The organism is Pseudomonas sp. B21-021 (assembly GCF_024749205.1).
GTDB classification, from domain to species: domain Bacteria; phylum Pseudomonadota; class Gammaproteobacteria; order Pseudomonadales; family Pseudomonadaceae; genus Aquipseudomonas; species Aquipseudomonas paraglycinae.
This window is the reverse complement of record NZ_CP087192.1, coordinates 5563401-5582940: the sequence shown is the minus strand read 5'-3', so window position 1 is coordinate 5582940 and position 19540 is coordinate 5563401. Positions and strand designations below refer to the sequence as shown.

The following is a 19540-nucleotide window of genomic DNA, read 5'->3' as shown; positions in this document are numbered from 1 at the left end:
CCCGTCGGCAGACTCCCTGCGTCGCGATGCCTGTAAAAAGAAGAACGAATCCGAGTTCGCCGCACTCCATACCCGTGGGGGCAGTGGTCCAAGGCCGCCAGTCTTGGAACCGTTATCTGATAGAGGAAAGCTTATGTTCGGTTTAGAGGCCCTGGATCTCGCCCGAATTCAGTTCGCGTTCACCATCTCGTTCCACATCCTGTTCCCGGCGATCACCATCGGTCTTGCGAGCTATCTCGCGGTGCTGGAAGGCCTGTGGCTGAAAACCGGCAACGACACCTACCGTGACCTCTACCATTTCTGGTCGAAGATCTTTGCCGTCAACTTCGGCATGGGCGTGGTCTCGGGACTGGTCATGGCCTACCAGTTCGGCACCAACTGGAGTCGCTTCTCGGACTTCGCCGGTTCCGTCACCGGCCCGTTGCTGACGTATGAAGTACTCACGGCGTTCTTCCTCGAAGCCGGTTTCCTGGGCGTCATGCTGTTCGGCTGGAACAAGGTCGGACGCAAGCTGCACTTTTTCTCCACGGTCATGGTGGCCATCGGTACGTTGATTTCGACGTTCTGGATTCTCGCCTCCAACAGCTGGATGCAGACGCCACAGGGCTTCGAGATCGTCAACGGCCAAGTGATCCCGACCGACTGGCTGGCAATCATCTTCAACCCGTCGTTCCCGTATCGCCTGATGCACATGGCGACGGCGGCGTTCGTCGCGACGGCCTTCTTCGTCGGCTCGTCGGCGGCCTGGCACTTGCTGCGCGGCAAGGACAACCCGGCGATCCGCACCATGTTGTCGATGGCGATGTGGATGGCGCTGATCGTTGCGCCGATCCAGGCGGTCATCGGTGACTTCCACGGTCTCAACACCCTCAAGCATCAGCCGGCAAAAATCGCCGCGATCGAAGGTCACTGGGAAAACCATGGCAATGAGGCGACGCCGCTGATCCTGTTCGGCTGGCCGGACATGAAGGAAGAGAGAACCAAATATGCGGTCGAGATCCCGTACCTCGGCAGCCTGATCCTGACGCACTCGCTGGACAAGCAAGTCCCGGCGCTCAAGGAATTCCCGCCGGAAGACCGGCCGAATTCGACCATCGTGTTCTGGTCGTTCCGGATCATGGTCGGCCTCGGCTTCCTGATGATCTTCACCGGCCTCTGGAGCCTGTGGCTGCGCAAGCGCGACACGCTCTACACCTCGCGGCCGTTCCTGTACCTGGCGCTGTGGATGGGGCCGTCCGGTCTGATCGCGATCCTGGCGGGCTGGTTCACCACTGAAATCGGTCGTCAGCCGTGGGTGGTCTACGGGCTGATGCGCACGGCGGATGCGTCGTCCAACCACAGTTTCATGCAGATGAGCATCACGCTGATCATGTTCGTGGTGGTGTACTTCGCGCTGTTCGGTGCGGGTCTGGGCTACATGATGCGCCTGGTGCGCAAAGGGCCGAAGACCGACGAAGGCAAGGAAACCAACGACGGTGGTCCTGGCCAGAAACGCACGCCGGCCCGTCCGTTGTCCGCTGCCGACGACGATGGCGCCGAACACGACCGCAGTCTGACCAAGGAGATTTGAGTCATGGGTATTGATCTTCCGCTGATCTGGGCCGTGATCATCATCTTCGGGATCATGATGTACGTGGTCATGGACGGTTTCGACCTGGGGATCGGGATTCTCTTCCCGTTCATCCCGGGCAAAGTCGACCGTGACGTGATGATGAACACCGTCGCCCCGGTATGGGACGGCAATGAAACCTGGCTGGTACTGGGCGGCGCGGCTTTGTTTGGTGCGTTCCCGCTGGCCTATTCGGTGGTGCTGTCGGCGCTGTACCTGCCACTGATCTTCATGCTGATCGGGCTGATTTTCCGCGGCGTGGCGTTCGAGTTCCGCTTCAAGGCCAAGGACGACAAGCGTCACCTGTGGGACAAGGCGTTCATCGGTGGTTCGGTGGCGGCGACGTTCTTCCAGGGCGTGGCGCTTGGCGCGTTCATCGACGGCTTGCCCGTGGTCAACCGGCAATACGCCGGTGGTTCACTGGACTGGCTGACGCCGTTCACGCTGTTCTGCGGTGCCGCGCTGGTGGTGGCGTATGCCTTGCTCGGCTGCACTTGGCTGATCATGAAGACCGAAGGCAAGTTGCAGGAACAGATGCATAACCTGGCGCGTCCTCTGGCCTTCGTGCTGCTGGCGGTGATTGGCGTCGTCAGCCTCTGGACGCCGCTGGCCCATCCGGAAATTGCGACGCGCTGGTTCAGCATGCCGAATCTGTTCTGGTTCATGCCGGTGCCGATTCTGGTGCTGGTGACGATGTACGGTCTGATCCGCGCGGTGGCGCGCAATGCCAACTACATGCCGTTCCTGTTGACCCTGGTGCTGATCTTCCTCGGCTACAGCGGTCTGGGCATCAGCCTGTGGCCGAACATCGTGCCGCCGTCGATCTCGATCTGGGACGCCGCTGCACCGCCGCAAAGCCAGGGCTTCATGCTGGTGGGCACGCTGTTCATCATCCCGTTCATCCTGGGTTACACCTTCTGGAGCTACTACGTGTTCCGCGGCAAGGTCACCCACGAAGACGGTTATCACTAAGCAAAACCCTGTGGGAGCGAGCTTGCTCGCGATGGCGTCGGTAGCGGCGCCATCCATCTTGAAGAGGTTTAAAGAAAATGACCGGCAAACATTCCCTGCACGACATTGAAGAAGCCGAAAAAAAGCCGCTGTGGCAGCGGCTCGGCTGGTTGGCCATGATCTGGGTCGGCAGCGTCGGTGCACTGTTCATCGTCGCCAGCCTGATGCGCATGTTCATGAATGCAGCAGGCCTGACCACGCACTGAGACTTCCCATCCCGCTGCCTTGCGGCACGGATTTTTGACCCTCCGACCGGAGGGTTTTTTTTGCCCGGATTATTTGCGCGCCTTGAGGATCACGAACTTCGGCGTAGCCGCGACTTGCTCGACACCCCGGAACAGCCGCGCCAGTTTGCTGTGATAACCCAGGTGACGGTTGCCGACGATGTACAGCGCACCGCCGACGACCAGCGCTTCGCGGGCCTGCTGGAACATGCGCCAGGCGAGGAAGTCGCCGACCACCTGTTGCTGGTGGAACGGCGGGTTGCACAGCACCACGTCCAGCGACTGTGCCTCCTGGCCGGCCAGACCGTCGCCGGCGCGCACGATCACTTCACGCTCACCCAGCGCCGCGCGCCAGTTTTCGGCTGCTGATTGCACGGCCATGAACGATTCATCCACCAGCGTGTAATGCGCATCGGGGTTTTGCAGGGCGCTGGCGATGGCCAGTACGCCGTTGCCGCAGCCGAGGTCTGCGACTTGTGCCGAGCCAAGGTTTTTCGGCAGGTGCGGAAGGAAGGCGCGGGTGCCGATGTCCAGGCCTTCACGGCAGAACACGTTGGCGTGGTTGAGCAGTTCGATGGCCGGCTCGTCGAGGCGATAACGGGTCGGGTAGGGCGAGACGGCGGGTGCCTTGGCCTCGGGCGTGGCGATCAGCAAACGTGCCTTTTTCACCGCCAGTGAAGCCTGAACCGGGCCGATGTAGCGTTCCAGCAGGTCACCTGCGGCACGAGGCAAATGCTTGACCATCGCCGCTGCTACCACCTGAGCGCCGGGTGCCAATTGACCCTGCAAGCGAATCAGTTGCTCTTCCAGCAGCGCCAGGGTTTTCGGGACGCGGATCAGCACCCGGTCGAACGGCCCGACCAAGGGCTCGCTGGCGGGAATACCGCGCAGCGCATCGAATGCCTGACCGTTACGCAGCAGGTTCTTTTCCAGCCCCTGAAACGCCAGGAACGAATCACCGCTGGTGCTGACCTGCACCTTGCCCGAGAGGCTGATGGCCAGTGCGCCGAAACTGTCGTTGAGCACCAATACTCGGGTATCCGCTGGCAGATTCTGTTCGGCCAGATGATTGAGCAAGTACTCGTCGGCTGCGTCGAAGGCTTGCAGCGGTTCGTTCTGCTGTTCGGGCTGGCGGATCAGATCGAGCTGGGCGAAGGGCGTATCGAGCAAAGGCATGAGGCGGGGACTCTGGGTAATCGACGGATGTCCCGCAGCCCAGGGTGTCGTGCGGCGGAACCGACCGAGTGGACAACGGCGTGAACGGTCACGACATCACTCAGGAAGGCTGCAAATGGTACGTTTTTTTTGTTGGCAATACTCGTCTGATTTCAGTGCAGTGGAAGAGGGCGGCCTAGAGATATCCGGCCTTGGAGGCGGCGATGACGGCTGACATCTTGTTGCAGGCGTTGAATTTGGTGATCAGATTTTTGATGTGATAGTTCACGGTCCGTTCCGCGACATTCAGGATCTGACCGATTTCCCAGGCTGTCTTGCCCAAGGCGCACAGCTTCACGATTTCGAGTTCCCGTATAGACAATCGTACGGGCGGTGGTTTGGCCAGCATTGGCGGGAACGCGATGAGGAACAACGCGCACAAGTGTTGCAAGACGTATTGCAACACACCGTATTGATCGTACAGTTCCAATGCGAAAACTTCGCAATAGGGCCGCGCCAGGCTGATTGTGCAGCACAAGTCATTTTTTTCGTCGTGAAACGACTGCGACCAGCCGTGTTCCATCCTGTGATTTTGAAGCGCACTCCACATGAGCGGTGTCTTCGAGAAGGCTTTCCTGCTCCAGAGAAATGGCAGCATGGACTTGTGGCAGTATTCGGTTATCGGATCATTTGCGCTGAAATTGTTTTGATATTCCTCATTCCAAGCCGGTGTGAAGTTGTTGATACAAAAGGGTTTGAATGACGTAGTGCCAGGTCGCGAGACTTTAATGCCGCAATACTGGAATCCAATATTGTTGGCAAAATTTCTTAAAATCGGGAAAGCGTTATCGATTTCCTTCGCGCGAGTAATCTGTTCTATCTGGGACTCCTTCCACCTTTCCATTTTGGGATGTTCTCCATAAACCAGTTCGCGGGAGTGTCTATTGGATCCAAAGGGACGGACACGCAGACGAGTGTAGGACGCTTCTTACGAGTCGCTTGGATTTTTTTGTTCTTGGAGAGTGAATCTGTTTGGAATATCTACACCAGTCGTTTATATGGGGTTGTTCATATAAATGTTTGACCTCCAAGTTAGTAGATTTCCTGTAATGGTGGCACTTTGAGATGCCATTACAAACTGTCGGTGTTCCAGTGCGTAATTATGAGTAACAATCGGTTCATTGTTGATGGAGTGAATCGATGACCGCCAGCAGCGAAAAATTCAGCCGCCAGACATTGCTCGATGTACAACCGCTGACCCCGAACCTGTTCACCCTGCGTACTACGCGGGATACCGGTTTCCGCTTTCGCGCCGGGCAATTCGCCCGGATTGGCGTGACCCGTGAGGACGGCAGTACGGTGTGGCGCGCCTATTCGATGGTGTCTTCGCCGTTCGACGAGTTTCTGGAATTCTTTTCCATCGTGGTGCCGGGTGGTGAGTTCACCAGCGAACTGAGCCGGCTGAAGGCAGGGGATAGCTTGCTGATCGAGCGCCAGGCCTTTGGTTATCTGACGCTGGATCGCTTCATTGATGGTCGCGATCTGTGGCTGTTATCCACAGGCACGGGGGTGGCACCGTTTCTGTCGATCCTTCAGGACTTCGAAGTCTGGGAAAAGTTTGAACGAATCATTCTGGTCTACAGCGTGCGAGAGGCTCGAGAGCTGGCTTATCAAACACTGATTGCCGAGCTGACGCAGCGTGACTACCTGACCGAATATGCACACAAATTCCAGTTCATTCCGGTGGTCACCCGTGAACCGTATGCGGGCGCCCTCAACGGACGCATCACCACGCTGATCGAAAATGGCGAGCTGGAGAGGGTGGCAGGCGTCGAGCTGACCCCTGCGCATTCGCGGGTCATGCTCTGCGGTAATCCCCAGATGATCGATGACACCCGGGCCTTGCTCAAGCAACGCGGCATGGCCTTGAGTCTGACGCGGCGACCGGGACAGGTGGCGGTGGAAAACTACTGGTAAGAAAACGGCGCCCTCAGGCGCCGTTTAAGTGTTCAAGGCCGGTTGTTCTGAGCCTTGAGCAGATCGCGGATCTCGCCCAGCAGTTCTTCTTCCTTGGTCGGTACCGGCGGCAGGGTAGGCGCCACGGCTTCTTCGCGCTTCAGGCGGTTGATGGCTTTGACGCCCATGAAGATCGCGAAGGCTACGATCACGAAGTCAAGAACGCTCTGGATGAATTTGCCGTAGGCCAGCACCACCGCAGGGGCAGTGCCCTCGGCAGCTTTCAGCGTAATGGCCAGGTCACTGAAATCCACCCCGCCAATCAGCAGGCCGATGGGCGGCATGATCACGTCGCCGACAAACGACGAAACGATCTTGCCGAAGGCCGCACCGATAATGATACCGACGGCCATGTCGACCACATTGCCTTTGACCGCGAAGGCCTTGAACTCGCTGAGCACGCCCATAGTTATTTCCTTGTTACAGATGAGTTTGGTGTACGCAGTGTAAATCAGCATAACGCGCCCTGCGCGTAACACCTTCTTACAAAGCCTGTTTTTATCGACACACCATTTCGCAATTAGTTTGCAAAGTGCCACTAATCGCGCGCGGAATACGCCTCAAACCGCTGATTCCGAAGAAAAAATATTCAATCACGGCGTTGTGATCTTTCTATTTAGGTTTGGCGAATCGAGCTTCTAGCCTCTGTCTGGCGCACCTGGATGCGCCTCAAAAAAACAGAGGAACCTGAAATGAATTCCACGCTTGGTTCAGGGGTTATTCCCCGTCGCACCGTTGGTGTATTGGCCGCCAGCCTGTTGACCCTTTCCGTGAATGCCGCGCCGCTGACCCGTGACAACGGTGCGGCGGTCGGCGACAACCAGAACTCGCAAACCGCCGGCGCCAACGGCCCGGTACTGTTGCAGGACGTGCAACTGATCCAGAAGCTGCAACGCTTCGACCGCGAGCGCATTCCCGAACGCGTTGTGCATGCCCGAGGCACTGGTGCCCATGGTACGTTCACTGCGACCAACGATCTGAGCGATCTGAGCAAGGCCAAGGTGTTTACTGCCGGCCAGGTCACGCCGGTGTTCGTGCGTTTCTCGGCGGTGGTTCACGGCAATCACTCTCCGGAAACCCTGCGTGACCCTCGGGGTTTCGCGACCAAGTTCTACACCGCCGACGGTAATTGGGATCTGGTGGGTAACAATTTCCCGACGTTCTTCATCCGCGATGCGATCAAGTTCCCGGACATGGTGCATGCCTTCAAGCCCGATCCGCGTACTAACCTTGACGATGACTCGCGCCGCTTCGACTTCTTCTCCCATGTACCGGAAGCCACCCGTACTTTGACCGAGCTGTATTCCAACTCGGGAACCCCGGCCAGTTATCGGGAGATGGATGGCAATAGTGTGCACGCCTACAAGTTGGTCAATGCCAAGGGCGATGTGCACTATGTGAAGTTTCACTGGAAAAGTTTGCAGGGCATCAAGAATCTCGATCCGCAACAAGTTGTGCAAGTTCAGGGCCGGGATTACAGTCACATGACTCACGACTTAGTAACAAATATTAACAAAGGTAATTTTCCCAAGTGGGACTTGTACGTCCAAGTCTTGAATCCGCAAGATTTGTCCAAGTTTGATTTCGATCCTCTTGATGCAACCAAGATCTGGCCAGGTATTCCTGAGCGAAAAGTTGGACAAATGGTCTTGAACCGCAATCCTGCGAATGTCTTCCAGGAAACCGAACAAGTGGCCATGGCACCCTCGAATGTGGTGCCGGGCATCGAGCCTTCGGAAGACCGCCTGCTGCAAGGCCGGATATTTGCCTATGCCGATACGCAAATGTATCGCCTCGGCGCCAACGCCCTGCAATTGCCGATCAATGCCGCCAAAACCGCCGTCAACAATGGCAATCAGGATGGCGCGATGAATGTTGGTGCGAGCAGCTCGGGCGTCAACTATCAGCCAAGCCGTCTGCAACCTCGTGAAGAGACGCCAGGTGCGCGATACAGCCAGACCGCGCTGCAGGGCAGCACGCAACAGGCGAAGATCCAGCGTGAGCAGAACTTCAAACAGGCCGGTGATCTGTATCGCTCGTTCAGCAAGAAGGAACGTCAGGATCTGATCGAGAGCTTTGGCGGTTCGCTGGCGGGCGCCGATGACGAGAGCAAGCACATCATGCTGTCCTTCCTCTATAAGGCGGATCCGGAATACGGCGCCGGTGTGACCAAAGTGGCCAAGGGTGATCTGGATCGGGTCAAGGCCCTGGCGGCCAAACTGGTCGACTGACAGCGGCCCTTTCAAGCCCCGGCAATTGCCGGGGACTGACCGGCAGCAGCGCCGCGCGTCTGGCCAGCGGAGAAATCCGTCCCGGCGCGCCGCGCTGATCGACGATGGCTGCGTTATCATCGCTGTTTTTGCCGGGGGTTCAGATGGCCAAGGCCAAGCGCATGTACGGCTGCACCGAGTGCGGCGCAACCTTTCCCAAGTGGGCCGGGCAGTGCGGCGAATGCGGCGCCTGGAACACCCTGACCGAAACCATGGTCGAGAGCGGCGGTGCGGCCGCCCCGAGCGGGCGCACCGGCTGGGCCGGGCAGCAGGCCCAGATCAAGACCCTGGCCGAAGTCAGCATCGAAGAGATTCCGCGTTTTTCCACAGCCTCCGGCGAACTCGACCGAGTGCTCGGCGGTGGTCTGGTGGACGGTTCGGTGGTGCTGATCGGCGGCGACCCCGGCATCGGCAAATCGACGATTCTGTTGCAGACCCTGTGCAACCTCGCCAAGACCATGCCGGCGCTGTACGTCACCGGTGAGGAATCCCAGCAACAGGTCGCCATGCGCGCACGCCGCCTGGGCCTGCCGCAGGATCAACTGCGGGTCATGACCGAAACCTGTATCGAAACCATCATCGCCACCGCCCGTCAGGAAAAACCCAAGGTGATGGTGATCGACTCGATCCAGACGATCTTCACCGAACAACTGCAATCGGCGCCGGGCGGCGTGTCCCAGGTACGCGAAAGTGCGGCGTTGCTGGTGCGTTACGCCAAGCAAAGCGGCACGGCGATTTTCCTGGTCGGCCACGTGACCAAGGAAGGCGCGCTCGCAGGGCCGCGGGTTCTGGAGCACATGGTCGATACCGTGCTGTATTTCGAAGGCGAGTCCGACGGTCGGTTGCGTTTGCTGCGAGCGGTGAAAAACCGTTTCGGCGCGGTCAACGAGCTGGGCGTGTTCGGCATGACCGACAAGGGCCTGAAGGAAGTCTCCAACCCTTCGGCGATTTTTCTCACCCGCGCTCAGGAAGAAGTCCCGGGCAGTGTGGTGATGGCAACGTGGGAAGGCACCCGGCCGATGCTGGTGGAAGTTCAGGCGCTGGTGGATGACAGCCATCTGGCCAATCCGCGCCGGGTGACGCTGGGTCTGGATCAGAATCGTCTGGCGATGCTGTTGGCGGTGCTGCACCGTCATGGCGGCATTCCGACTCACGATCAGGACGTTTTCCTCAACGTGGTCGGCGGGGTGAAAGTACTGGAAACCGCGTCTGACCTGGCGTTGATGGCCGCCGTCATGTCGAGCCTGCGCAACCGGCCGTTGCCCCATGACTTGCTGGTGTTCGGTGAAGTCGGCCTGTCCGGCGAAGTGCGCCCGGTACCGAGCGGTCAGGAGCGATTGAAGGAAGCCGCCAAGCACGGCTTCAAGCGTGCGATCGTGCCCAAGGGCAACGCGCCGAAGGAAGCACCGCCAGGCTTGCAGATCATTGCGGTGACACGTCTGGAGCAGGCGCTGGACTCGTTGTTCGAGTGATCAGACGTCTATCAGCGCCCCAAGCTCGCGTTCCAGTTCGGTTTCGTCGGCCAGATTGAGTTCGATCAAGCGACGCAGGCGCTGAATCGACTCCAGGCTGATATGCCGGCACACGAAACCGAGCTGGCCGTGATCTTCATGAGCCAGTTGCACATCCATCTCGATGTGCACGTCCTCGCTCAGATGAATGTCGACGAAAAAATCCTGCTCGGGATTGCCCAGCCAGGGCTCGGGCCGCTCGATCAGCAGCCCCTTGAGCGACAGGTCGATCAGCTTCACCGGCCAGATATATTCGCCCTGGCTCAATTCGGTTCTGGCATCGAACGCGATACGTTTGAAGCGGCGACGCTCGGACGGGTGCTCGCTCATGGCGCAATCCTCAGGAAGGTCAGCTGACTATAGACCCGACCGGCGGGGTGATGCCAACGAATGGACTGTCTAGACCAATGTCGGGGTATGGCCTTTGCCGCCAGTAGCGCTAAACTCGGGGTGGCTGTCTTTCTTGTCCACCCTGGCTGGAATAATAAAATGAAAAATAATAATAGCCTGCTACGCCACTTACCCTGGCTGCTGCTGGCAATCGTAGGAGCGTGCGCCCTTGGCGTAGTGGCATTGCGCCGAGGCGAGGCGATCAACGCCTTGTGGATTGTGGTCGCCGCCGTGGCCATCTATCTGGTTGCGTACCGTTACTACAGTCTGTTCATCGCTAACAATGTGATGCAACTCGATCCGCGTCGGGCCACCCCCGCCGTGCTCAACAACGACGGTCTGGACTACGTTCCGACCAACAAACACATTCTCTTCGGTCACCACTTCGCGGCCATCGCCGGCGCGGGGCCGCTGGTCGGCCCGGTACTGGCGGCGCAGATGGGCTATCTGCCCGGCACGCTGTGGCTGATTGCCGGCGTGGTGCTGGCGGGCGCGGTGCAGGACTTCATGGTCCTGTTCATGTCGACCCGTCGCAACGGCCGTTCCCTGGGCGACATGGTGCGAGAAGAAATGGGCCGTATCCCCGGCACCATCGCGCTGTTCGGCTGCTTCCTGATCATGATCATCATCCTCGCGGTGCTGGCGCTGATCGTGGTGAAAGCCCTGGCTGAAAGCCCGTGGGGCATCTTCACCGTGATGGCGACCATCCCGATCGCGATGTTCATGGGCATCTACATGCGCTACATCCGTCCGGGCCGCATCGGCGAGATCTCGGTAGTCGGCGTGTTGCTGCTGCTGGGTTCGATCTGGCTGGGCGGGCAGATTGCCGCCGATCCGGTCTGGGCCAAGGCCTTCACCTTCACTGGCGTGCAGATTACCTGGATGCTGGTCGGTTACGGTTTCGTCGCCGCTTCGCTACCGGTGTGGCTGATTCTGGCGCCGCGTGACTACCTCTCCACTTTCCTCAAGATCGGTACCATCGTCGCTCTGGCGATCGGCATCCTGGTGACCATGCCCGAGCTGAAAATGCCGGCCCTGACCCAGTTCGTCGACGGCACCGGTCCGGTGTGGAAGGGCGGTCTGTTCCCGTTCCTGTTCATCACCATCGCTTGCGGTGCGGTCTCCGGTTTCCACGCGCTGATCTCTTCCGGGACCACGCCGAAACTGCTGGATAACGAAACCAACGCCCGCTACATCGGTTACGGCGGCATGCTGATGGAATCGTTCGTGGCCATCATGGCCATGGTCGCTGCCTCGGTGATCGAGCCTGGCGTGTACTTCGCCATGAACAGCCCGGCCGCCGTGGTCGGCGGTGACGTGGTGTCTGTGGCAACCGCAGTCAGCAACTGGGGCTTTGCAATTACCCCGGAAGCCCTGCAAGCCGTGGCGCATGACATCGGCGAAACCACCATCCTGGCCCGTGCCGGTGGTGCGCCGACCCTGGCGGTCGGTATCGCGCAGATCCTGCACAGTGTGCTGCCGGGTGAAAACACCATGGCGTTCTGGTACCACTTCGCGATCCTGTTCGAAGCGCTTTTCATCCTGACCGCAGTCGATGCCGGTACCCGTGCCGGTCGCTTCATGCTGCAGGACCTGCTCGGCTCCTTCGTACCGGCGCTGAAACGTACCGAATCCTGGTCCGCCAACCTGATCGCCACCGCCGGTTGTGTGGCGATGTGGGGCTGGTTGCTGTATCAGGGCGTGGTCGATCCACTGGGCGGTATCAACACCTTGTGGCCGCTGTTCGGCATCTCCAACCAGATGCTGGCGGGTATCGCGCTGATGCTCGGCACCGTGGTCCTGATCAAGATGAAGCGCCAGCGCTACATCTGGGTCACCCTGCTGCCGGCCACCTGGCTGCTGATCTGCACCACGACCGCTGGCTTCATCAAGCTGTTCGACGCCAACCCTGCGATCGGCTTCCTGTCGCTGGCCAAGAAGTACAGCGATGCACTGGCCAACGGTCAGGTGCTGGCGCCGGCGAAAAGCGTCGAGCAGATGCAGCACGTGATCTTCAACGCCTACACCAACGCTACATTGACCGCGCTGTTCCTGTTCGTGGTATTCAGCATCCTGTTCTATGCACTCAAGGTCGGCATCGCCGCCTGGGGCAAAAAAGAGCGTACGGACAAAGAATCGCCATTCCAGGCCCTGCCGGACGCGTAACCAGAGGATTGCAGCATGTTCAATGACCTGAGTCGCCTCGGTAAATACCTCGGTCAGGCCGCGCGCCTGATGGTCGGCATGCCCGACTACGACACCTACGTCGAGCATATGCAGACCAAACACCCGGACAAACCGGTGATGAGCTACGAGATGTTCTTTCGCGAACGTCAGGAAGCCCGTTACGGTGGCAAGGGTGGGCCGAAGTGCTGTTGATCTGACAGCCTTCGGTTGATGCAGTCCCCAACTGTGGGAGCGGGCTTGCTCGCGAAAGCGGTGTGTCATTGAGCAATGATGTCGACTGACACGACCCTTTCGCGAGCAAGCTCGCTCCCACATTTGTTTTGTGTTGTTCATCAATTTTGTGAAGGGGATCGATGTTGTCTTCTCCAATACCTGTAACGGTGCTCAGCGGTTTCCTCGGCGCCGGCAAGACCACCTTGCTGCGCCATCTGTTGAAAGCCGAGCACGGCCTGAAAATCGCCGTGATCGAAAACGAATTCAGCGACGCCGGCATCGACACCCAATTGCTGGGCGACGAGCCGGTGCAAGTCATGACCCTGGCCAACGGCTGCGTCTGCTGCACCATCCACACCGATTTGACCAAGGCTCTGTATCTGCTGCTCGAACGGCTGGACAGCGGCGAAATCGCCTTCGATCGGCTGGTCATCGAATGCACCGGCCTGGCCGACCCGGCCCCGGTGGCACAGACCTTTTTCATCGACGAAGAACTGCGCGAGCGTTACCTGCTCGACGGCATCATCACCCTCGTCGACGCGGCCCACGCCGAGCTGCACCTGACCCAGACCATCGCCCAGGCGCAGATCGGTTTTGCCGACCGCTTGCTGGTGAGCAAGACCGATCTGGTGGACGAGGCTGCCTTCACGGCGCTCAGCGAACGACTGACCCGCATCAACCGCCGCGCACCGATCCGCGTGGTCGAACACGGCAACATCGATCTGGCTGAATTGCTCGATGTGCGCGGTTTCAACCTGAATGCCGATCTCGGCGGCGGGGTGAGCTTGCGGCCCGTGAGCAAGGCGCCGTCCATCGACCGGATTTCCAGTCTGGTGCTGCGTACCGATCAGCCGCTGGATATCGATCAGCTCAGCGAATTCATGAATGAACTGCTGGAAGAGCACGGCAAGCAATTGCTGCGCTACAAGGGCGTGTTGAACATCGCGGGCGAAGATCGGCGGCTGGTATTCCAGGGCGTGCTGAAGCTCTACGGCTTCGACTGGGACACCGAGTGGGCCGAGGGCGAGACGCGGGAAAGCGTGATCGTGTTTATCGCCGACGATTTGCCGGAAGAGAAAATCCGGGCGGGGTTTGCTCGGGTGGTTGCACAGCAAAACTGAGTTTGTGGAGGCTCGAAGGGCCTCTTCGCGAGCAAGCCCGCTCCCACAATAGATCGCATTCTGTCAGGAAGAATGCAGTTCATTGTGGGAGCGGGCTTGCTCGCGAAGGCGTTCTAACCAGCAACACAATATCCAGACTCTGAAACCAGCAGTGCCTGCTCCAGGTGATCCAGATGACGGTTCATCAGCGACACCGCCTCGGCAGCGTCATCACGCTCGATCGCCTCGACGATCCGGGCGTGATCTTGCCAGCCGCAACAGCTGTGCGTGGTTTCAGTGCATCGCGCAATCGCCAGTGAGGTCAGCGGCACCAACGTGCCGAGAAAATGCGCCAACGGTGCATTGCGCGCCATTTTCGCTACCTGCAAATGAAACTCCCCGGACAGCCGAATCGCCGCCCCGCGCCGATCTTTATCCACAGCCAGACGCTCACGTTCGATCAACGCTCGCAGGCGCTTCAGATCTTCAGCCTGCGCATGCTGACAAGCCAGCCGCACCAGCGTGTTCTCGGCCAGGCGCCGGGCGTGCAGGGCCTGACGTGTCTGCTCGGCATCCGGCGCGGCCACTCGCGGTCGGTGGTTGGCCCGCAGCACGATGATCTGTTCGTGGGACAGCTGGGTCAGCACCCGACGCACATCAGCGCGGCTGACGCCGAACATCTGCTTGAGACTTTCTTCGGTGAAACGGCTGGCGGCATCGATGCGTTGCTCGAGGATTGCGTCGAACAGGCGCGGATACAGATCGTCCACCGGCGCTTGCAGGCGGGAGAAGGGCAGGGCCGCCGAGGTCGGGCGAGGGTGCGACGGCGTGGCAAGACTGTTCATGGCCGGTCTCCAGTGTGAGGCGTTTCAGTGGCTCAGGTTGTCATCCGGAATATTCAGCTCGATGCCCATCCGCTGGCCCTCACGCAAAATGTGCCGGCGCATTTCGGCGCTGGCCTGAGCGCTGTTCTTGCTGCGGATCGCGCGCACCACGGCTTCGTTTTCCTCAAGGCGTTCGGCCAGGTGCTCCGGCGAATTGCGCAGGACTTCGGCGCTTTGCTTGAGGGCATTGCTAGTCTGTTGCACCACGCTCTGGAAAATCGGGTTCGAGGTCAGGGTGAACAGTTCTTCGTGGAACGCGATGTAGGCGCTGACCCCGGCCTCGCTGTCGCCCGCTTCGAGGGCTTCGCGCATGTCCATCAGGGTCAGGCGCAACTGCCCGACTTCCTTGCTGCTGATCGACTGCGCCACCAGACCAACGATGAACGGTTCGAGGGTGTAGCGCAGTTGCAGCACGTCTTCGAGGCTGGCGCCGGCCACTGCGCTGTCGTGGCTTTGACTGTCACTGGCCTGGGCGTCGAGCACCACCACGCCCTTGCCCGGCATCGAGCGCACCAGGCCGAGGGTTTCCAGCACGATCACCGCTTCGCGCAGGCTCGGTCGGCTGATGCCCAGTTGTTCGGCCAGTTCACGCTGGCCCGGCAGCATCTCGCCGGAGCGCCACTGACCACGGGCCAGCGCGGCCCGGAGTTTTTCCACCACTGAGTTGACGACGGTTGATGTAGTTATCACGTGTTCGCTCCATGAGCCGTGCCTGCATTGGCGCAGGCACGGCGCTCATTCAGAATTCTTTGGCCGCCGCTTGAGCGACCGTTTTTCTCGGCTGAAAGTTATAGCCCTGCTCGCCGTTGAGCACCTTGTTCGCCCGCTGCACGTCGATGTCCTTTTCCCAGCGGGCGATGGCCACGGTGGCGACGCAGTTGCCGATCAGGTTGGTCAGCGCGCGGCCGATGCCCATGAACCAGTCCACCGCCAGCACCAAAACTAGGCCGACCACCGGAATCGCCGGGATGGCCGTCAGCGTGGCCGCGAGAATCACCAGCGCCGAACCCGGAATGCCGTGGGCGCCTTTGGAGGTAATCAGCGACACCAACAGAATCGTCAGCAGATCGGTCATGGCCAGCGGCGTACCGGTAGCGTTGGCAATGAATACGATGGCCAGGGTCAGGTAGATCGAAAACCCGTCGAGGTTGAACGAGTAACCGGTCGGAATCACCAGCCCGACGGTCGAGCTGCCGATGCCCAGATGTTCAAGCTTGCGCATGATCTGCGGCAGCACGGCATCGGAGGAGGCGGTGCCCATGACGATCAGCAGCTCTTCACGCAGGTACTTGAGCAACGGCCACATGCGCAGACCGGAAAGACGCATCACCAGACCGAGAATCAGCGCGACGAAGGCGATGCAGGTCAGGTAGAACAAACCGACCAGACTGCCCAGATGTTGCAGCGAATCCAGGCCATATTTACTGGTGGTGAAGGCGATGGCACCGAACACACCGATCGGCGCCAGACGCACGATCATGCCCATGATCCGGAAGATCACATGGCTCAGCTCGTTGATCAGCCGCGAGATCCCGGAAGCCGCTTCGCCCACCAGATTCAACGCGCTGCCGAACAGCACCGAGAACAGCAGCACCTGGAGGATATTGTTATCGGCGAAGGCGCCGAGTACCGAGGTCGGGATCAGGTCCATCAGGAACTGGGTGGTAGTGTGCATGTGCTGGCCGCGTTCGGCGATGTCGCCCATGTCGGCGGCGGACAGCTGCTCCAGATGGATGTTGGCGCCGCTGCCGATCCCGGTGCTGAACGCGAACACCAGACCGATCACCAGCGCGATGGTGGTCAGCACTTCGAAGTAGATCACCGACTTGAGGCCGATGCGCCCGACCTTCTTCAGGTCGCCGGCGCCGCTGATGCCGCTGACCACCACGCAGAACACGATCAGGCCGATGAGCATCTTGATCAGTTTGATGAAACCGTCGCCGAGCGGTTTGAGCTGGGCTGAGTATTCAGGAAGGGTCAGCCCGCAGACGATGCCGAGCACCAGTCCGAGAACCACTTGGAGGAAGATTGAACGCGAGCACCATCTGAGCATGGGAGGAATCCTGGTCGGTGTCCTGGCTGCCGTGCGCGGGGCGCATCAGATTCAGGACTTAATTATTGTGGTCTTACCGGTATGTCCAGTGCGGGTGCAGTCTAGGCGCTGTTTTTTACGGATCGCAAGTGAAAAATGACGAATTGGCATGACCGGTCTGACCAGTTGGGTGCAAGGCCCCGATCTTGAGCCATTCACAGTCCGAAACTTTTTTGCGGACGAAAAAAAACCGGCCAATCACTTGGCCGGTTTTTCATGCTGCGGTTTTAACGTCGCAATTAAGCGCCGTATACCGGCAGTTTCTTGCAGATGGCTTTGACTTTCTCACGAACGGCGTCGATCACTGCTTCGTTGTTCAGGTCAGCCAGGATGTCGCAGATCCAGCCGGCCAGCTCTTTGCACTCAGCCTCTTTGAAGCCACGAGTGGTCACAGCCGGAGTACCGAAGCGCAGGCCGGAGGTGACGAACGGGGAGCGTGGGTCGTTTGGTACGGAGTTCTTGTTCACGGTGATGAACGCTTTGCCCAGAGCGGCGTCGGCGTCTTTACCGGAGATTTCCTGCTTGATCAGCGACAGCAGGAACAGGTGGTTTTCAGTACCGCCGGAAACCACGTCGAAACCGCGCTCGATGAACACGCCGGCCATGGCCTGGGCGTTTTTCACCACTTGTTGCTGGTAAGCCTTGAACTCAGGCTGCAGTGCTTCCTTGAAGCAGATCGCTTTGGCGGCGATCACGTGCTCCAGCGGGCCACCTTGGGCGCCCGGGAATACGGCGGAGTTCAGCTTCTTCTCGATGTCGGCGTTGGCCTTGGCCAGGATCAGGCCACCACGTGGACCGCGCAGGGTCTTGTGGGTGGTGGTGGTCACGACGTCAGCGAACGGAACCGGGTTCGGGTAGACGCCAGCGGCGACCAGACCGGCCACGTGAGCCATGTCGACGAACAGGTAGGCGCCAACCTTGTCAGCGATTTCGCGGAAGCGCGGGAAGTCCAGAATCTGCGAGTAGGCAGAGAAACCGGCCACGATCATTTTCGGTTTGTGTTCAACCGCCAGACGCTCGACTTCGTCGTAGTCGATCAGGCCGTTGGCGTCGATGCCGTATTGGATGGCGTTGTACAGCTTGCCGGAGGAGGAAACGCTGGCGCCGTGGGTCAGGTGACCGCCGTGAGCCAGGCTCATGCCCAGAATGGTGTCACCGGCCGACAGCAGGGCCAGGTAGACAGCGGCGTTGGCTTGGGAGCCAGCGTGCGGCTGAACGTTGGCGTAGTCGGCGCCGAACAGTTCCTTCGCGCGGTCGATGGCCAGTTGCTCAACAACGTCGACGTACTCGCAACCACCGTAGTAGCGCTTGCCCGGGTAGCCTTCGGCGTACTTGTTGGTCAGTACCGAGCCTTGAGCTTCCATCACCGCTGGGCTGGTGTAGTTCTCCGAAGCGATCAGCTCGATGTGTTCTTCCTGGCGCTGGGCTTCTTGCTCCATGGCGGCAAAAAGATCGGCGTCGTACTTGGCAATAGTCAAATCACGGCTGAACATGGCGGTCCTCAAGGATCGGGGGCAGAAAAGGGGGCATTCTAACCCATCGGGTTTTGGATGGCATATGAAACGACATCATGTCGCAGACAAGTGGCGTTCATGACAGATGTGCGGTGCTTTTGAAGGCCTCACAATGGCCGCGTTTCAACCGGAGAATACTGATCCACAGCAAGGCCCTGTGGGAGCAAGCCTGCTGGCGATGGCTGCACCGCAGATTTTTCCAGCGTCTGTACCGGCCCTTTCGCGAGCAAGCCCGCTTGTGTCTAGGTAAGGGAATAGACTCTGGGGTGAGAGGGGTGAATGGCAAGCTGTGAGTCCGCGGTGCTTTAAGCACGAGTGGGAGCAAAGCTGCCATTCACCTTTCTACTCTGGCCCATAAGCCCGAACAGTTGGACGAGCGCCACTCGAATCACAAGCGTGGGCAAAGCCAGAGCACTCTCACTTTTGAGTGTAAGAGGGTTTTGCCATGATTTCCTGGGTCGGTATCGATATCTCCAAATCCAACCTCGTTGTTTGGATTCAGCCTCAGAAAGTGGGGTTCGAGATTACAAATACGCTTGAAGGCTTTGTTGAGCTGACATCGCGTTTAAGCCACTACACGGTTGGCCGAGTATTGCTGGAGGCCACGGGAGGATACGAGCGAAAGGTCGTGGCGGCCTTACAAGAGGCGGGCTTCAATGTGCTCAGGATCAACCCTCGCCGGGCCAGAGCCTTTGCCGTAGCAATGGGCAAGAATGCCAAGACGGATCCCATCGACGCCGCTGTTCTTGCCGATTTTGCCGAGGCTTTGCATGCGTCTCGCGAAAAGCCAATTTCGCCTGGCCGTGAAGCGTTGCGTGAACTCATTCAGTTGCGCGAGCATTTCGTCCAACAGCGAGACGACAACAAGCGCCGGCTGCAGCAGGCCCAGTTGCCAGCGGTTATCGAGGCGATCAAAGACCATATTCGCTATCTGCAACTCCAGATCAAACAGTTCGGTAAAGCCATTAATCAAAGCATGCGAGAGCTGGATGCTGAAAAAGCCGACCGGCTCACTTCAGTTAAAGGCATCGGCACTGTGGCGACCGCCAGCTTGCTGGTTTACCTGCCTGAACTCGGCGAGCTTGATCGCAGAGAAATCGCGGCTCTGGCAGGAATCGCTCCCTACAATGACGACAGTGGCAATCACAGCGGCAAACGCCAGATTTACGGAGGAAGATCCCGCGTCAGACGTGCCCTTTACATGTCGTGCTGGGTCGTGATCCGTTATCACGCTGACTTCAAGGCCCGCTATGAGGCGCTACGAGAAAGAGGCAAGAGCGCGAAAGTCGCGCTCATCGCCTGCATGCGGATACTACTGATCAGACTAAATGCCATGCTGCGTGACGGCACCGAATGGCGGTGAC

Annotated in this window: 18 protein-coding genes; 10 read left to right on the top strand and 8 right to left on the bottom strand. The window is 59.3% G+C overall.

What is annotated here, in order from left to right; translation table 11 throughout:
- Window positions 1-133 precede the first annotated feature (133 nt).
- The 3 genes from LOY31_RS25100 (at window position 134) to LOY31_RS25090 (ending at window position 2826) form a co-directional block, all read left to right on the top strand.
- Complete coding sequence (locus LOY31_RS25100) at window positions 134-1570, top strand: cytochrome ubiquinol oxidase subunit I (protein WP_007950994.1); 1437 nt, start codon at window positions 134-136, stop codon at window positions 1568-1570.
- Between the two features lie 3 nt (window positions 1571-1573).
- Window positions 1574-2581 (top strand): cytochrome d ubiquinol oxidase subunit II, encoded by a 1008-nt coding sequence (cydB, locus tag LOY31_RS25095; protein ID WP_103303629.1) that lies wholly within the window; start codon window positions 1574-1576, stop codon window positions 2579-2581.
- A gap of 77 nt (window positions 2582-2658) precedes the next feature.
- Window positions 2659-2826, top strand: coding sequence for a DUF2474 domain-containing protein (locus LOY31_RS25090; RefSeq protein WP_007950992.1), 168 nt, complete (start codon window positions 2659-2661; stop codon window positions 2824-2826).
- A gap of 69 nt (window positions 2827-2895) precedes the next feature.
- Here the strand turns inward: LOY31_RS25090 and LOY31_RS25085 are convergent, their stop codons facing one another.
- Window positions 2896-4020, bottom strand: a complete 1125-nt coding sequence (locus tag LOY31_RS25085) for a class I SAM-dependent methyltransferase (RefSeq protein WP_085608715.1) — start codon at window positions 4018-4020, stop codon at window positions 2896-2898.
- A 175-nt stretch (window positions 4021-4195) separates the two neighbouring features.
- Entirely contained in the window at window positions 4196-4903 is a 708-nt protein-coding gene (locus LOY31_RS25080) for an autoinducer binding domain-containing protein (RefSeq protein ID WP_127800020.1), read from the bottom strand.
- 296 nt (window positions 4904-5199) lie between these two features.
- On the opposite strand from LOY31_RS25080, the gene LOY31_RS25075 reads away from it, so the two are divergent.
- On the top strand, window positions 5200-5976 hold the full coding sequence (locus LOY31_RS25075) for a ferredoxin--NADP reductase (protein WP_085608713.1): 777 nt from the start codon (window positions 5200-5202) through the stop codon (window positions 5974-5976).
- A 32-nt stretch (window positions 5977-6008) separates the two neighbouring features.
- On the opposite strand, the gene mscL is transcribed toward LOY31_RS25075, so the two are convergent.
- Window positions 6009-6422 carry a large-conductance mechanosensitive channel protein MscL gene (gene mscL, locus LOY31_RS25070; protein ID WP_085608712.1) on the bottom strand — a complete coding sequence of 138 codons (414 nt, stop codon included), beginning with the start codon at window positions 6420-6422 and terminating at the stop codon, window positions 6009-6011.
- A gap of 285 nt (window positions 6423-6707) precedes the next feature.
- Here mscL and katB point away from each other — a divergent pair, with 285 nt between their 5' ends.
- Window positions 6708-8246, top strand: coding sequence for a catalase KatB (gene katB, locus LOY31_RS25065; RefSeq protein WP_221534811.1), 1539 nt, complete (start codon window positions 6708-6710; stop codon window positions 8244-8246).
- 143 nt (window positions 8247-8389) lie between these two features.
- The gene (radA, locus tag LOY31_RS25060) at window positions 8390-9757 is read left to right on the top strand and encodes a DNA repair protein RadA (RefSeq protein WP_039771749.1); all 1368 of its coding nucleotides are present in this window, start codon (window positions 8390-8392) and stop codon (window positions 9755-9757) included.
- On the opposite strand, the gene LOY31_RS25055 is transcribed toward radA, so the two are convergent.
- Entirely contained in the window at window positions 9758-10126 is a 369-nt protein-coding gene (locus LOY31_RS25055; protein ID WP_064599557.1) for a PilZ domain-containing protein, read from the bottom strand.
- Between the two features lie 159 nt (window positions 10127-10285).
- Here LOY31_RS25055 and LOY31_RS25050 point away from each other — a divergent pair, with 159 nt between their 5' ends.
- The 3 genes from LOY31_RS25050 to yjiA all read left to right on the top strand — a co-directional run bounded on the left by LOY31_RS25050 (window position 10286) and on the right by yjiA (window position 13707).
- Entirely contained in the window at window positions 10286-12352 is a 2067-nt protein-coding gene (locus LOY31_RS25050; RefSeq protein ID WP_007950983.1) for a carbon starvation CstA family protein, read from the top strand.
- 15 nt (window positions 12353-12367) lie between these two features.
- Complete coding sequence (locus LOY31_RS25045; RefSeq protein WP_003228401.1) at window positions 12368-12565, top strand: YbdD/YjiX family protein; 198 nt, start codon at window positions 12368-12370, stop codon at window positions 12563-12565.
- Window positions 12566-12726: 161 nt separating this feature from the next.
- Window positions 12727-13707 carry a GTPase gene (gene yjiA, locus LOY31_RS25035; RefSeq protein ID WP_221534810.1) on the top strand — a complete coding sequence of 327 codons (981 nt, stop codon included), beginning with the start codon at window positions 12727-12729 and terminating at the stop codon, window positions 13705-13707.
- A 113-nt stretch (window positions 13708-13820) separates the two neighbouring features.
- On the opposite strand, the gene LOY31_RS25030 is transcribed toward yjiA, so the two are convergent.
- From LOY31_RS25030 to glyA, 4 genes are all read right to left on the bottom strand, one after another.
- On the bottom strand, window positions 13821-14531 hold the full coding sequence (locus tag LOY31_RS25030; protein ID WP_258712335.1) for a GntR family transcriptional regulator: 711 nt from the start codon (window positions 14529-14531) through the stop codon (window positions 13821-13823).
- Window positions 14532-14555: 24 nt separating this feature from the next.
- On the bottom strand, window positions 14556-15260 hold the full coding sequence (locus LOY31_RS25025; RefSeq protein ID WP_007950980.1) for a FadR/GntR family transcriptional regulator: 705 nt from the start codon (window positions 15258-15260) through the stop codon (window positions 14556-14558).
- Window positions 15261-15309: 49 nt separating this feature from the next.
- Window positions 15310-16623, bottom strand: a complete 1314-nt coding sequence (locus LOY31_RS25020) for a C4-dicarboxylate transporter DctA (RefSeq protein ID WP_085608708.1) — start codon at window positions 16621-16623, stop codon at window positions 15310-15312.
- Between the two features lie 278 nt (window positions 16624-16901).
- Entirely contained in the window at window positions 16902-18155 is a 1254-nt protein-coding gene (gene glyA, locus LOY31_RS25015; protein ID WP_102716621.1) for a serine hydroxymethyltransferase, read from the bottom strand.
- Window positions 18156-18621: 466 nt separating this feature from the next.
- On the opposite strand from glyA, the gene LOY31_RS25010 reads away from it, so the two are divergent.
- Window positions 18622-19539 (top strand): transposase, encoded by a 918-nt coding sequence (locus tag LOY31_RS25010; RefSeq protein ID WP_085609292.1) that lies wholly within the window; start codon window positions 18622-18624, stop codon window positions 19537-19539.
- The last annotated feature ends 1 nt before the right edge of the window (window position 19540 follow it).

Coding starts and splice junctions, on each gene's coding strand:
- LOY31_RS25055 (WP_064599557.1), bottom strand. CDS start 10,126: ATGAGCGAGCACCCGTCCGAGCGTCGCCGCTTCAAACGTATCGCGTTC.
- mscL (WP_085608712.1), bottom strand. CDS start 6,422: ATGGGCGTGCTCAGCGAGTTCAAGGCCTTCGCGGTCAAAGGCAATGTG.
- katB (WP_221534811.1), top strand. CDS start 6,708: ATGAATTCCACGCTTGGTTCAGGGGTTATTCCCCGTCGCACCGTTGGT.
- LOY31_RS25090 (WP_007950992.1), top strand. CDS start 2,659: ATGACCGGCAAACATTCCCTGCACGACATTGAAGAAGCCGAAAAAAAG.
- LOY31_RS25030 (WP_258712335.1), bottom strand. CDS start 14,531: ATGAACAGTCTTGCCACGCCGTCGCACCCTCGCCCGACCTCGGCGGCC.
- LOY31_RS25045 (WP_003228401.1), top strand. CDS start 12,368: ATGTTCAATGACCTGAGTCGCCTCGGTAAATACCTCGGTCAGGCCGCG.
- LOY31_RS25080 (WP_127800020.1), bottom strand. CDS start 4,903: ATGGAAAGGTGGAAGGAGTCCCAGATAGAACAGATTACTCGCGCGAAG.
- yjiA (WP_221534810.1), top strand. CDS start 12,727: ATGTTGTCTTCTCCAATACCTGTAACGGTGCTCAGCGGTTTCCTCGGC.
- radA (WP_039771749.1), top strand. CDS start 8,390: ATGGCCAAGGCCAAGCGCATGTACGGCTGCACCGAGTGCGGCGCAACC.
- LOY31_RS25010 (WP_085609292.1), top strand. CDS start 18,622: ATGATTTCCTGGGTCGGTATCGATATCTCCAAATCCAACCTCGTTGTT.
- LOY31_RS25050 (WP_007950983.1), top strand. CDS start 10,286: ATGAAAAATAATAATAGCCTGCTACGCCACTTACCCTGGCTGCTGCTG.
- LOY31_RS25085 (WP_085608715.1), bottom strand. CDS start 4,020: ATGCCTTTGCTCGATACGCCCTTCGCCCAGCTCGATCTGATCCGCCAG.
- glyA (WP_102716621.1), bottom strand. CDS start 18,155: ATGTTCAGCCGTGATTTGACTATTGCCAAGTACGACGCCGATCTTTTT.
- LOY31_RS25100 (WP_007950994.1), top strand. CDS start 134: ATGTTCGGTTTAGAGGCCCTGGATCTCGCCCGAATTCAGTTCGCGTTC.
- LOY31_RS25075 (WP_085608713.1), top strand. CDS start 5,200: ATGACCGCCAGCAGCGAAAAATTCAGCCGCCAGACATTGCTCGATGTA.
- cydB (WP_103303629.1), top strand. CDS start 1,574: ATGGGTATTGATCTTCCGCTGATCTGGGCCGTGATCATCATCTTCGGG.
- LOY31_RS25020 (WP_085608708.1), bottom strand. CDS start 16,623: ATGCTCAGATGGTGCTCGCGTTCAATCTTCCTCCAAGTGGTTCTCGGA.